Annotated in this window: 11 protein-coding genes and 4 tRNA genes; 13 read left to right on the top strand and 2 right to left on the bottom strand. The window is 42.7% G+C overall.

Translation table 11 applies throughout. The annotated features are described in order from the left end of the window. Window positions 1-8 precede the first annotated feature (8 nt). From HXT60_RS05545 to HXT60_RS05510, 8 genes are all read left to right on the top strand, one after another. Window positions 9-641 (top strand): histidine phosphatase family protein, encoded by a 633-nt coding sequence (locus tag HXT60_RS05545; protein ID WP_415702511.1) that lies wholly within the window; start codon window positions 9-11, stop codon window positions 639-641. A 90-nt stretch (window positions 642-731) separates the two neighbouring features. Then, window positions 732-1,670, top strand: coding sequence for a hypothetical protein (locus tag HXT60_RS05540; RefSeq protein ID WP_421790978.1), 939 nt, complete (start codon window positions 732-734; stop codon window positions 1,668-1,670). 27 nt (window positions 1,671-1,697) lie between these two features. After that, window positions 1,698-3,260 carry a glutamate--tRNA ligase gene (gene gltX / locus HXT60_RS05535; protein WP_421790976.1) on the top strand — a complete coding sequence of 521 codons (1,563 nt, stop codon included), beginning with the start codon at window positions 1,698-1,700 and terminating at the stop codon, window positions 3,258-3,260. 185 nt (window positions 3,261-3,445) lie between these two features. Beyond that, window positions 3,446-3,518, top strand: a tRNA-Glu gene (locus tag HXT60_RS05530). 40 nt (window positions 3,519-3,558) lie between these two features. Then, window positions 3,559-3,630 (top strand) — tRNA-Gln (locus HXT60_RS05525). A 489-nt stretch (window positions 3,631-4,119) separates the two neighbouring features. Next, window positions 4,120-5,577, top strand: coding sequence for an FHA domain-containing protein (locus HXT60_RS05520; RefSeq protein WP_421790974.1), 1,458 nt, complete (start codon window positions 4,120-4,122; stop codon window positions 5,575-5,577). Window positions 5,578-5,595: 18 nt separating this feature from the next. Continuing rightward, window positions 5,596-9,417 carry a helicase gene (locus HXT60_RS05515; RefSeq protein WP_421790972.1) on the top strand — a complete coding sequence of 1,274 codons (3,822 nt, stop codon included), beginning with the start codon at window positions 5,596-5,598 and terminating at the stop codon, window positions 9,415-9,417. Window positions 9,418-9,441: 24 nt separating this feature from the next. Beyond that, window positions 9,442-9,645, top strand: coding sequence for a hypothetical protein (locus tag HXT60_RS05510; RefSeq protein WP_004114310.1), 204 nt, complete (start codon window positions 9,442-9,444; stop codon window positions 9,643-9,645). Between the two features lie 7 nt (window positions 9,646-9,652). On the opposite strand, the gene HXT60_RS05505 is transcribed toward HXT60_RS05510, so the two are convergent. Then, a complete protein-coding gene (locus HXT60_RS05505) occupies window positions 9,653-10,324 on the bottom strand; it encodes a hypothetical protein (RefSeq protein ID WP_004138559.1) in 672 nt (223 codons plus the stop codon). Window positions 10,325-10,495: 171 nt separating this feature from the next. After that, window positions 10,496-10,672 (bottom strand): FmdB family zinc ribbon protein, encoded by a 177-nt coding sequence (locus tag HXT60_RS05500; protein ID WP_004114314.1) that lies wholly within the window; start codon window positions 10,670-10,672, stop codon window positions 10,496-10,498. Window positions 10,673-10,912: 240 nt separating this feature from the next. Between HXT60_RS05500 and HXT60_RS05495 the strand changes: the two genes are divergently transcribed. From HXT60_RS05495 to HXT60_RS05475, 5 genes are all read left to right on the top strand, one after another. After that, window positions 10,913-11,956 carry a hypothetical protein gene (locus tag HXT60_RS05495; RefSeq protein ID WP_410310075.1) on the top strand — a complete coding sequence of 348 codons (1,044 nt, stop codon included), beginning with the start codon at window positions 10,913-10,915 and terminating at the stop codon, window positions 11,954-11,956. A gap of 192 nt (window positions 11,957-12,148) precedes the next feature. Further along, on the top strand, window positions 12,149-12,442 hold the full coding sequence (groES, locus tag HXT60_RS05490) for a co-chaperone GroES (RefSeq protein WP_004114319.1): 294 nt from the start codon (window positions 12,149-12,151) through the stop codon (window positions 12,440-12,442). A 148-nt stretch (window positions 12,443-12,590) separates the two neighbouring features. Next, complete coding sequence (gene hisC / locus HXT60_RS05485; protein ID WP_004114321.1) at window positions 12,591-13,685, top strand: histidinol-phosphate transaminase; 1,095 nt, start codon at window positions 12,591-12,593, stop codon at window positions 13,683-13,685. Between the two features lie 128 nt (window positions 13,686-13,813). Continuing rightward, window positions 13,814-13,895, top strand: a tRNA-Tyr gene (locus tag HXT60_RS05480). 1 nt (window position 13,896) lies between these two features. After that, window positions 13,897-13,968, top strand: a tRNA-Thr gene (locus HXT60_RS05475). Window positions 13,969-13,971: the final 3 nt, after the last annotated feature.

Here is a 13,971-nt window from a genome sequence, read left to right as displayed (position 1 = left end):
TAGAGAATATGCAAGCTACGACTATTCATTTTGTGCGCCACGGGGAAGTGGAAAATCCAAATCACGTGCTTTACGAGAGGCTTCCGGGATTTCACTTATCTAATCGCGGCTTAAAAATGGCTTGCGCTACAGCAAAATATATTGCGACTGTTCCACAAATGCGCGGAATTAGTGCGATTTACTCGTCTCCTTTGGAGCGCACGCAAGAAACGGCGCAACAAATCGCAAACGCTTTGCAAATTGGCCCGATTATTTTAGACGATCGTCTAATCGAAGCGGAAAACAATTTTCGAGGGAAAAGAATCGGCTACGGCGAAGGCGCTTTGTGGAAAAACAACAATTGGAAGCTTGTATCTAACTTGTGGAAGCCGAGTTGGGGAGAATCCTACAAGAGTATTGCTGCACGCGTTGGCGATTTTGCGTGCGAACAAGTGAAAAATCACCCAGGTGAACAAATCGTAGCTGTAACGCACGAATCGCCAATATGGTCTTACCGTCATTTGTTAGAAACGGGTCATGCGGAGCACAATATGCTTTTGCGTAAAACGGCCTTAGCATCGATTACGTCGATTACATATGATTGCGCAAATATGAATGTGCTTTCCATCACATATGTGGATCCTGCGGCGCGTGTGCAATAGAACGTGTGGAATAATAAGCAATAGACTTTAAAATATGCATAAAAGATGCGTAGAAACTGTTTTTTACAGCTAATGCGAAGGAGCGTTATTATGGGTGATTCTGTAGAAGAGCTGGATTCAAAGGCTTTGAGTCTGCTTGAGTCTGCTGCAAAGTCGGCCGCGGATTTAACTAAATTGTGGCCTTTAAGCGAAGCTCGCCATTTAGATAATGACGCAAAATATGCTGAAAATCTTGAGGTTAGGGCGATTCGCACTATTGCTCGAATTATTACAGATTTAGACGTTACTGTTCCAGATGCAGAGTTTGTGTATGAAGGTGCAGACGAAATTCCAGGACGCCCTCAAGAGATAGTTGACGCGCTTTTAGCTGCTGCAAACGCTTACGATGATATGGATTTATGCTACGAACCAGACTACAGCGAAGCGCAAGAAGAGCTAGAAAATAACACGAATGATGTTAGCGCTATTTTTAACAAGCTTGAATCAAATCTTTCTAATGATGTTAACGCAATCAACGGTGCTGCGGATTCTTTAAGCGTTGCAGGTAATTGGAGTGTTGATAGCTTGCAAGATGCGTTTAGATGCGCAAAACAAGAGTGCGATTTTTGCGGACTTAATTCTGTAGAATCGCAAAAAATTACTGCAATACTGTTTATTCTTAAAAGTCTTATTGAAAAAACAAGCAACATTTACGAAACTTTGCCTATATTCCTATATATTAACGAAGTGTGTGAGTGCGCGGGAGTTCCGCGAATGATGTTTAAGGATAATCAGTGGCGTGCGATTGTTGATTGCGTAAAAAGTGGCGATGATGGCGAAACTGGCGAAAATAGTATGAGCACGCTACTTGAAATTGCAGCCCCATTGCTTGAGCGCGAATGGTTAAAGCATAAGGAAGACGTACTTTGGGATCCAGAAGAGGCTAAGAAGCTTGCAAAAGAAGAAGACGATAGAAAGTCTCGCGAGGCTCTTGCTGCAAAGTTTGCGCATGTGGAAGGTAATAAGGAATCAACGCAAGCGCTTGACTAGATAGGCACGTCCGTAACGCGCGGCACAATGGAACCTATGACTGATACAGAGGAAACTCAAGAAGTTGCTAATAATGCAACAAAATCCACAAAGCCTGAACTTCCAAAGAATGTTCGTGTGCGTTTTTGCCCTTCGCCAACCGGCACGCCTCACGTTGGCATGGTTCGTACAGCGCTGTTTAACTGGGCGGAAGCTCGCCACGCGCATGGTAAATTGCTTTTCCGCATTGAAGATACAGATAATGAGCGAGATAGCGAGGAAAGCTACCAGCAGATTATTGAGGCTCTTCGTTGGCTCAATATTGATTGGGACGAAGGCATTGATGTTGGCGGAGAAAATGGCCCTTACCGCCAGTCTCAGCGTATGGAAATTTATAAGGATGTAGCGAAAAAGCTTTTTGATGCAGGATACGCTTACGAGTCCTTCTCTACTCCAGAAGAGATTAAAGAGCGCAATATTGCTGCAGGGCGCCCAGCTGAGTTTGGTTACGATGGTTATGATCGCAACCTTACTGAGGAGCAGAAGCAAGCTTTCCGCGATGGAGGTCGCAAGCCTGCACTTCGCTTGAAGATGCCAAATGAAGACATTACTTTTAACGATTTAATTCGTGGCGAAATCACCTTTAAAGCTGGATCTGTTCCAGATTATGTGATTGTGCGCCCGAATGGTGATCCGCTTTACACGCTTACGAACCCTGTTGATGACGCGTTAATGGATGTGAACGTTGTTTTGCGCGGTGAGGATATTCTTAGCTCCACACCTCGTCAGATTGTGCTTTACCGTTATCTTATGGAAATGGGTATTGCGAAGGAAACTCCGCTTTACGGCCACATGCCTTACGTTATGGGCGAAGGCAAGAAGAAGCTTTCTAAGAGAGACCCTGAGTCCAACTTGTTCTTGCATAGAGATAACGGCTTTATTCCAGAAGGCTTGCTGAACTACTTGGCTTTGCTTGGATGGTCTATTGCGCCTGATCGCGACGTGTTCACTATGGACGAGATGATTGAAAAGTTTGATGTGCGAGACGTTAAGGCAAACCCTGCACACTTTGACTTGGATAAAGCAATTTCCATTAACGCTGAGCATATTCGCATGCTTGATTCGCAAGACTTCTTAAATCGCTCTGTGCCTTATTTGCATAAGGATGGCGTAGTTAGCGCGGACAATTGGGATGCCTTAACTGACCGTGAGCGTGAAGTGCTCACCGCTGCTGCTCCTCTTGTTCAGCCTCGAGTGCGTTTGCTTGGTGAAGTTGCTGGAATGGTTTCTAGCTTGTTGAGCGAAGATGGCTATATTGAGCCAGATGACGACGCTCGTAAGCAGCTTAAGGAATCTGCTGGTGATGTGCTTGACGCTGCGCTCGCTGCTTTGCAAAGTGTTGATGCTTCTGATTGGCATACGGATTCTTTGCACGAGCTTTTGAACAAGAAGCTTGTTGAAGAAGCTGGATACAAGCCGCGATTGGCATTTGGCCCTGTGCGAGTGGCTCTTTCTGGTCGCAGAGTTTCGCCTCCGCTTTTTGAGTCCATGGAAATCGTCGGTAAAGACGTGACTTTGGCTCGTTTGACTGGATTGCGTGAGCATTTGTAAATCGCAAATAGCTTTTAAATCTTAAGTAGATTTTGTATAAAGCGGGAATGTAGTGGAATTCTGCATTTCCGCTTTTTGTGTTTTTAGGAGTTTTAGCGTATTTTCGACACGCCGCGGTTGCGTATTGAGCTGTTATGTTGTAAAGTCGACATTTGTTGCGTCTAGAGGCGTAGCAGATAAATGAAGCCCCCGTCGTCTAGCGGCCTAGGACTACGCCCTCTCACGGCGCCAACACCGGTTCAAATCCGGTCGGGGGTACAAAGACGGAACGGTTCCAAGAGCCGCGAAGCCTGCCAATTGGGGTATGGTGTAATTGGCAACACAGGTGATTCTGGTTCATCCATTCTTGGTTCGAGTCCAGGTACCCCAGCGAATAACCCTCGTATTTTACGAGGGCTTTTTTGTATTTCAAAGATAAAAGATATAGCTTACATTGCTCGTACTTTTCTTGTTTGTTATATTTGTATCGCGTGTGAGGCATTTGTAACGTTTTTTGGCTGTTTTTCGTTATATTTGCATCATCGGTGAGATGTTTGTAACGTTTTTTGCGGTAAAAACGTTACAAACGCATCATGTGAGCTACGAATATAACGCAAGCTATTGCTTCTGCTCTAATAGACTCAGCGAATCGTTCCTCACGGGCTATTAGTAGCCGTGAGGCTGATTTGACACATAAAGTCTACTGGACTTTATATTTAAGCCAAATCACGCTTTGAAGGAGCTTGAAATGCGTTATGCAATTTCAAGCTCAGTCAAAGCGCTTCTCGCGCATTATGCAGCTCGGAGTTGTCGATTCGCGCAATATACACAAAGCATGACACAATAGTATGTAGTGTGTTTTTTGAAGGGAGCAGGTTCCGTGGGAAGTCGACAAACCTTGCAGCGTTGGATGATTACAGTAGGTGGTGTCGAGCAGGCGCGCGTTGGAGCGGGTCAGTCTGTGGAGATCGGCAGAAAGCCTATACGACCTTTGCGCGAAGACGGTTTTATGCGTGTAGACATTGTAGACAATAAGCGCTCAATGTCTAAAAGGCATGCGCTTCTTATAGTAGACACAAGTGGCGTGGCGACTATTCGAGATTTGCATTCTACAAACGGAACTTATCTTGTAAACGAAAGCGGAGATTTGCTGCGACTAGATCCAGATGTTGATTTTCATATGCCAGATAGCATTGTTCGCATGCAATTTGGAGATGTGCCAATTGACTTTGTGCGTATAGAAGAGCCAGTTCCTTTGGCTGAAAATAGTGCGGAGCCTGTACGCGACTTGTTCTCTTATGCTGCTGACGGTTCCATTAAAGAGCCAGATGCTTCGGATTTGTCGGTCGATGATATTCTTGATATTCGTGCTGGAGAGCCAACAGGCGTTTTCCGTGCACAATCTGTTTCACACCCTAATTTAGTGTGGGATAATCAGTCCAAATTAAATGCTGCCGGTAAAGCTGATGATGTTTATAGTGCAAGCAAGGCTGATATTTCAGTAAATCCTGTAAAACAAAGCGATCCCGTGATTGCTAATCAGGTTGTTCTTCCTGTTGTGCGTGAAGATTTTGAGTCTGCTGCAGAACCTCGTAATCTTTTTGATGATGCAGCACAAGCTAATGCATCACAAGTTAATGCAGCACAAGCTAGTAGTGACAAAACTAATAGTGATGAAACTGTAAATCCAGATAATATTGTGGATAACAGTGCTGTTGCAGGTAACGCTGCTATTTCTGACAACAGTGTTGTTGCAAATGATTCTTTTGATTCTCACGATGTTCAAGACGATTCTAAAATTCCGGACTCGCAAAATGTAGATGTTGAAAACGAGGATCACACAACGCAAGATCAGAATACTGAACAAGAAGAGATAGCAGAAATTCAAATCAATTATCAAGATGAGAATGAATTACAAGATGGGGCAGAAGATGAGTCGCCAGCAACCGACGATTCATTGCAAGATGAACCTCAAATTCAACTAAATCATGAACAATTCATTCGATCCAATTCAGTCAATATTCAAGAAGATTCGCAATACACTCCAGCTTTTGAACCAGGGTCTGTGTTCGAAAAAGTGTCAAATGGAGAATTCAATGCGCATAAAGAAATTGTACAAGCAGGTGGATTCACTTCGGAAGAAGCTCAGAAAACCACTGATTTCTCTAAGCAGTTTGAGATAGCAAAATATCAAGAATTACTTCCATTTTTAGCCATGAATACAGGTCTTTATGACGATTTATACGCTTGGCTTTCAGCTCAAGGCAATGCAGACGTAGATGAAGCTTTAGCGCAAAATAGCGGGTATAACGCTTATCGCAACGCAGTAGGTTTATAAATAGGGGAGTTTAGTAGTATGAGCGGCGAACAGAATGATTTTATAAGCCAAGTAAATCAAGCACATAATGCAAGTGAACAAAATTATCAAGAAGCTTACGAGCAGAATGCGCAAATGAAGCAGGAAAGTGCGCAGGCTACAGCTTCACGAGACGAAAAGTTAAGGCGAATAAACTCTTGGCGCGAACAATACAAGTCACAGCTTGCGCCTTCGCCGCTTGAAGACATAACGAAACTTTCCGCACAATTAGAATTAACGCATGCTCACCCATCTGGGATAGCGCAACTTTTTGCGAGTGGAAAAGTAACTCTTCAGGCGTTATTCCGCGATTCTGGAATGTTGCGCGCGGCAGGACGCAGACTAGACAGGGTTTTTGAAGATAGAGACAATAAAGCGCACGAAAATGGTGTTTCGGAGCTTTCGCTTGTTGTTGGAGTGGCATCGTGGAGCGGTAATCATGTGCCAGTTTTAACATACCCAGTGCGAGTTATTCGAGACTCTGGCAAGGATGAAACATACGCAACAATCTACTTTTCTGGCAATGTGCGCTTAAACCATGCTCTTGTTCTTAGATTGCAAGAGAGAGGCGTGAATCTTAGTGAAGATGCGCTTTTTGACGGCGCAAACTATGAAAGCGGAACACCAGAAACGTCAGCTGTTTTTGATGCAATTTGTGCATCTGCTCGCAGCGTGTTCCCAGATTTTGATATTGAACGAGATATTGTTCTTGGATGTTTTACTGATTCGGGATCCAGATTTTTGGCTGAAAGCGCTCAGATTTTGCAGGCGCTTAAAGTTGGGAATGCTGGAAACACTATGATTGATGCGGTTGCTGGCGATGAGCGTGCGCTTCAAGAGTTGGCGGCAAATGATAGGCAAGAGTATTCTCCTCTAGATGTAGACCCTCATGGTGAATATGAAGTCGGTGATGTAGATAATGTTGTACGTTATGCATCTGGTTTAGCTGCTAATGGCGTTTCTCTGGCTTTAGACGTGGATGCTGGATCTGATTCTGCTTCTATCGCGGCTGCGATTTCTTCACGCTGTGTTCTTGCTGGAAAGTCCATTTTATATGTTCCAAATGTTATGGAACAACAGCGTCGATTCCGTCATGCTCTTAGTGCGAATGAGATTTCTTCGCTTGCGCTAGACGTTTCGGATTCTCACCTTGCGAAACATGTGGATTCTCAGCTCATAGCTGCAGTTGGGGCGCGTCAAAGCGTTGCTTCTAGCCGTTTTGAGCAGGTTTGTGACGAGTTAGTTGGTGTTAAAACTCGCTTAAATCGTTATTTGGGAGACTTGCACGGAGTAGATGAGCGTTGGGGTGTGTCAGCGTATCATACAATGCAAAATCTTGCTGCTATTGCAATGTTGCCTACTCATCCTTGTACTCATGTAAGACTAGATGTTGCTGCTGCAAGATCGCTTTCTGGTCATTTAGATGAATGGGCGCAAAAATTACATCAAGCAGATGAGCTTGGAGAATTTACGATAAAGCCTGAAGATACCCCGTGGTTTGGCGCGTCTTTGTTCAATGAGAATGAGGCTGTTGCTGTATATCAGCGCGTTGTAGATGTTCTACTAAAGCTTCTTCCTGCAGCACGTGAACATGTTAAATCAACTGTTCAAAACTGCGGTTTTCCTGTTCCTGCTACCGCACGCGAATGGGGTAGACAGGTTACGGTGTTAAAGAATCTTCGCCGAGTTTTAGATGTTTTCCAAGCAGATATTTTTGAACGTGATCTTAGCGCGATGATTGAAGCAAGTAAGCCTAAAGCTGTTCGCAAGCGTGAAGGTACAGTAATGGGCTTCTGGGAGCGTAGACGTCATATTAAAGAAGCTCGTAGTCTTTTGCGTGTAGGAGCTAAAGTAGATGATCTTCATGAGGCTTTGAAGATTGTTGCTCAGCAAGCTGCTCAGTGGCGTACTTTTGTTCCTCATGGAGGGTGGCCTGTGTTACCGCCTAAGTTAGATGAGATTGTTAGTACTCAGGAGCTTTTGGATCGTAATCTTGTAGCTCTTGATGCTGTTCTTTCCACCACGCGTTTGGGTGCTGATCTTGAAAATGTTGAGTTTACTAAACTTGATGAGCGTTTACAGGCTTTACATGACAATCGTGCTTCCTTAGATACTTTACCTGGTAGGTGTGTGATTGAGCGCGATTTACGCGGTGTTGGTTTAGAAGACCTTGTTTGCGATTTGCGTAGGCGTAATGTTACTGGTTCTGCGTTAGATGGTGAGCTTCACTTGGCTTGGTGGACTACGGTTTTTGAAGATATCGTTAATTCTTCCGCGATTATTTCTAACCAAGATGGTTCGGCTATGCAAGATGCTTCTGACCGTTTTGTTCAGGTAGATACTGAGCATGTGCGCTCTGTGGGGCCTATGGTTCAACAAGAGACTTTAAAACGTTTGTGTGAACTTCTTTTCTCTAGGTCTCAGGAAGCTAATCAGCTTCACACAACTCTGGCAAGTAATAGTTCTGGCGTGACTTTTACCAAATTGATGAATTCTCATGCAGATCTTCTTCTTGCTGCTAAGCCAATTATGGTTGCTATGCCTTCTACTTTGACTATGATGACTGAATTTAAGCCGATTGTAGACATTGTGATCCTTGATTCTGTTGAGCATTTGAGCAATATTGAGCTTCTTAGCATTCTCGCTCGTGCACGCCAAGTTGTAGTTATTGCTCATAAGAATACGGTAAGTTCACAGAGCGTTAACGATTTGATTAGTGTTTTGCCTTCTGTACATGTTAAATCTCGTGCTACTAGGCGTTCGCTTCGTCTTGCCAATTTCCTTGAAAATCATGGGTATGGTTCGCTTCGTCACGATGTTCCTGTAGATAGAATGCAAGGTAAAGTTAAGCTTCACCAAGTTGAGGCTTCTGGTGTTCCTGTTATGTCTACTGGTTTGATTGAGAGTAGTCAGAGGGAAATTGACGAAGTTGTTTCCTTGATAAAACAGCGTGCTACGACTTTCACGGTAGTTCCTTCCAGCTATGTTCTTGCAGTTGTAACTCTTACGAGTGTGTTTAGGAATCGTTTAGGAGCGGAGCTTAAGGCTCTTGCTATTAAAGATGAAAATATGAATAGATTCCTTCGCCATGTTCGTCTTGTAGATGCTAGTGAGTCTGTTGGTGCTGCCGCTACGGATGTTATTCTTTCCTTATGCTATGCAAAAACTTCTCACGGTAGGCTTTTGCAACAATTTGGTGTTTTGGAAGAAGAAGGCGGTAAGGGTATACTTCTTGATTCGTTAGCATTAGCTCGTAGGAATTTAGATATTGTTTGCGCGTTTAAATCTAGTGATATGGAAGATGAACGTTTGCATCAGGATGGTCCTAAGCTGCTTAAAGAATTGCTTATTTGGGCTGAGCAGTTGGATGATAGTCCAGTAAATCCAACTGATTTTGATGAAGCAAAATCTGAATATGATCAAGATAAGGCAGAAGATAAGGAAGAAGCTGCAGGTGCGCGTGCGGAGGCTTTTGATTCTTCAGTAGACAGTTTTAATAATGTTTTGTTTACTGATTTGGCGGATCGTATTCGCGCTCGCGGATTGTGCGTAGCGGTGAATTACGGATTTGATAAGGAACACAGTATTCCTCTTGTTGTTGGTTTGCCAGATAAGCCTTTTGCTCTTGCTGTTTTAACGGATGATATGAGATTCATGAATATAGAATCAACGCGTGAACGTCATCGCATGTTTGCTCAAGATTTGGAGTATCTTGGCTGGTCTGTTATGAATGTTTGGAGCGTTGGAGCATTCGTAAATCCTGAAAAAGAGGTTGAGCGGGTCGTTTCTAGAATAGGCGAGCTTTACGGTGAAGATCAGTGAGCCGTGATAGGTGAGTGACTATAAGTGAGTGACTATAATCCTAATCGCAGATGTTCTAGAACGCATAATCGAGTAGTTCGTAAAGGCTCTGAGCTTTTTGATGCTGATGGCGTTAAGCTGGAGCCTTCGGATTTTCAGACTTTAGACCAGCGCTCTAAAGATGACGATAATCGTATTCTTGGAGAGCTTCCGCCTCATTGGGCAGTTTTTAGTGAACGTGGTAGGTAAAACTGTTTTATCCTCGTATTGCAATAACCGCAAGGTTTGGAATAATAGATTGTGTATTTATTATCTGTAATGCAGACTCTGCAGGCATGGCTAGTAACGCGTTTTGAGATGAATTGCCTGTTTTGACTACTATTACGTCGTGGATAAAAGAAATGTTTTTATTTTCTTGAACAATGTCATTCTCGTTGTGATCTCCTCTTGAAACTTTGCTAAATGCTATCGAAATATTTTCTCCAATGTTTAAATCTTGGTTGTTGCTTGCCAGTTTTATTGAAATCGTTGTGAATCCTGGTGGAATTTTTGCTTGTTGCGTAATCTGACTAGTAAAGATAGGCATACCATATTTGATATTGCAGGTTGCGATAATAGCATTTTTGATCAAATCTTTGTTAATAACATGATTAAAAACACTGTTTTTGGGCACGTTAACATAAGACAAATCATCTTGTTTAATAAGAGTGCCTTTAGATATATCTCTAATTGCTACAGGTATGATTTGCGTTTCTTGACAGCTCGTAATCATATTTATTGCAATAAGTGTTGCAACGCTAATAAAAAATATGGTAAGCGTATTTAACAAAAGTGCTTTCTGCCTGCGTTTTAAAAGCATGGCTGGTACTTGATTTTCGTGCGCATCATGCGTGCTAGATGTGTTTTTTAATATTGATATCATGCTCATAGAAGCATCATCTAATAAAAGGTGATGCTTCTACAAGATATTTTTGTCAATGTGGTTAAAGGTTATTTTCTATTGTAAATCAGATGATTTTTATACACTTTTCCACAAATTGGTTAATAAGCGAAATTGTTTATGCACATTTCCACAAATTGTTTGTACCTGCTTGAAAAATTATTTATCAGTGCGATAAAATCCGCTACCTTTAAAATTGATTGGTGGCGCAGAAAACACCTTACGAAGTTCTGGTTTTCCGCATTTTGGACACACTGTAATTGGGTCATCTTCAAACGATTGATATTCCGAAAAATCATATCCACATTGCTTGCAACGGTAATGATAAGTAGGCAACGGTTCCTCCGATCTTTATTTCCATCACATATCCTAGCTCATTCCCGCACCGCATGAAAGATGACTTAAAATATATGCAAAAAGATGCAGTAATTTGTAAAAATTTAATGTAATAATTCCTATAATTGCGACACGCCGAATTGGTTTTGGCTCTTCACATCCGTAACGCACTTTATATTTATACGTATGGGTTATGAATCGGTGAGTGCGTTAATTGTATTAATCATCATCATAGCCTTAATGTTTGGTTGGTTGCCTAAGCGCACTGTTAACAGCATGAAGTCAATGTTGGAACACAGCGAAGATAGGTATTCACCTTCGCTGCATATTGTGGATGAGCGTAGTGCTTCGCTGTTCCATGAGTGTAGTGGTGCGATGGCGAAAGGGGTTGGAATGCAACCGTCAGAGAAGCGATCGAATAAAAATAAGAACACTAAAAATAAGAGCAATAAGTCAAAGGTGTTAAGAGATAATTTTACTCCGCAACATGTGGCTCGTATTCGTGCTCTTCGTCGCGCTGCGGTTCGTCGTCGCCGTATTTTGGTTTTTTCGCTTGTTTTCTTGACTCTTGTGGTTCTTGTAGCTGGTTTGTCTGGATTATATTCTGCTTGGTTCGCTCTTATACCGTTCGCTATGGTGTCAACAGTTCTTTACTTTGGCTCTATTGCGGCAAAGCATGCGCGAGATTGGGAAGCGCGCGTTGCTGCTTATAACAAATCTGCTGGAGTGCCGCAAAACTATGGTAAAAAAGGTTATGGCGAATCTAGTGAATCTATTGTGGAACCAGTTTTTGACGCAATTGTCAATTCTGTTGTAGCTCATGAAGAAGAGTATCAAAATTATTCATCAGGTTCTGTTACACAATATTCGTCGAATACTCAAGACAATACAGAAACTTCTGTTATGCAGCAGCGTGAAATTAGTATGGCTTTAGAACGCGTCAATTCGCAGAATGCTAATGATTATATTGCTGCTGGTAATCAGTCATCGTCTTTGCCTGATGTATCTTATTCTTCTGGCACGTCTGATTCGTCTGAATCTCATCAAGATTTAATATCTTTCTCGTTTGGGTCTGATTCTACAGAATCTTCTTCAAATGACAAGAATAATGGTCCGTTAAGCTTGGAAATAAAGTCCACTAAGCAGGTTGCTAAGGCAATTTCAGCTAAAAAACCGCTTTCTACTGAAGAAGCTTCCGATAATAATGTGGAACCACCAGTTATTACTGAAGATTCATTAGGAAAAGCTGATTTGCGAGATGTTTTAGCTCGTCGCACTGCATGAAAATAAGTTTAAAAGTAGATTAAAATACACATATTTTTAAAAAATTTTCCAAAATTTTAGCACTCTAGTTGGTAGAGTGCTAAAAACGCGCTATTATAAATCACAGTGCGCGATAGTTTTGACGTGATCGTCAGCCTCGTCAATATTATTTGTGCGAATAGTTACATTTCTCTTAAGAAAGAGGTGGCGACAGTGTCGATTAAGCTCACACCGTTGGAAGATAAGATTATTGTTAAGCAAGCTCAGGCAGAAACTCAAACTGCTTCTGGCTTGTATATTCCAGATAACGCTAAGGAAAAGCCACAACAGGGCGAAGTATTGGCTGTTGGACCAGGTCGTCGCGACGACAAGGGTGAGCGCATTCCTATGGACGTTAAAGTTGGAGATAAGGTTCTTTACTCCAAGTATGGCGGCACAGAAGTTCATTACGAAGGCGAAGATTATTTAATTGTTTCGTCTCGTGACGTTCTTGCAATCCTTGGCTGATTTTTGATTAATTGTTTGGTTGATTGCTTTGCTAATCGCTTGTAATTAATCAAATAATATTTGAATCTATTTAACGCTGAAAATAACGGTTCGCCGCTGTTTTCAGCGTTTTTGCTTAATTTGTTTAAGACGCGACTATTATAAAATCATGGATTACAAACACCGCAGTATTCTAGATAGTTTGCCAAATTACAAGCAAGGCAAACCAGCGCCCGCATTAGACGGCATTCGCGCATATAAGATTTCGAGCAACGAAAACCCATTTGAGCCGTTAGAAAGCGTAAAAGACGCTATTTCTAACCGCGCGCTTGGTGTTATTAATCGTTACCCAAATATGCGTGGAACAGAAGTTGTAGAAGAGTTAGCTAAAAAGTTTAGCGTTACTCCCGATGAAGTTGTGCTTGGCTGCGGCTCCACGGAGGTTATTACGCAGCTCGTAGACTTAGTTGCGGGTCCTGGAGACGAAGTTATATACCCTTGGAGAAGCTTTGAGGCATATCCAATTATTGTTACGGGTGCTGGCGCTACAAGCGTTAAAATTCCTAATCGCGCAGATGGGTCGCACGATGTGGACGCAATGATTGATGCAATTAATGAGCGCACGCGTCTTGTTATTTTGAACAATCCAAACAATCCTACATCCGCGCAACTTTCTGATGAGGATGCTAGAAAGGTTTTGGATGCTGTACCAAGCGACGTCTTGGTGCTTATTGACGAAGCGTATGTGCAATTTAACAACGCAAAAGGCACGGCAGATGGCATGCAACTTTACCGCGAATATCCAAACGTTGTTGTTGCTCAAACATTCTCTAAGGCATACGGTTTAGCTGGCTTGCGCATTGGATACGCTATTGGCGCTGCAGATGTTGTAGACGGCATGAGAAAAGTGGCTGTTCCATTTGGAGTAAGCCAAATTGCACAAGTGGCTGCCATTGCCTCTTTGGAACCTCAAGCGCTTGTAGAGATGCGCAATCGCGTAGATGCGCTTGTTAAGGAGCGTAATCGCGTTGTAAGCGGTTTGCGTGAACAAGGGTGGAATATTGTCGAGCCGTACGCAAACTTCTTCTGGATGCCGTTTGGTGAAGACACAGAGCGAGCTAATCAGCGTTTTGTTGATGCAGGTCTTTCTGTGCGAGCTTTTGCTGGAGAAGGTATTCGCATAACAATTGCGGAAACAGAAGCAAATGACCGTGTTCTTAAAATATGCGAGTCTTTAAAGAAAGATGGTTTTTCGCTTAAATAATCATATTTTTGACTGCATTTAGATGCGGTTTTTGCCTTTCGGCGTGTCTTAATCTTGCATTAGTCTCGCGTTCGTGGCAAAATAACAAAGTTGCCGTTTGGAGATATTCTTCTCCGTTCGGAAACATTGGCGGGTTACCAGAGCGGCCAAATGGGACTGACTGTAAATCAGTTGCTTCGTGCTTCAGTGGTTCAAATCCACTACCCGCCACGCCTCGATAGCTCAGTGGTAGAGCACTTCCTTGGTAAGGAAGAGGTCGTGAGTCCGATTCTCACTCGAGGCTCTC

The organism is Gardnerella sp. KA01002, from assembly GCF_049244015.1.
GTDB lineage: Bacteria > Actinomycetota > Actinomycetes > Actinomycetales > Bifidobacteriaceae > Bifidobacterium > Bifidobacterium vaginale.
The sequence above is the reverse complement of the archived record's forward strand: the minus strand, read 5'-3'. Positions and strand labels throughout refer to the sequence as shown.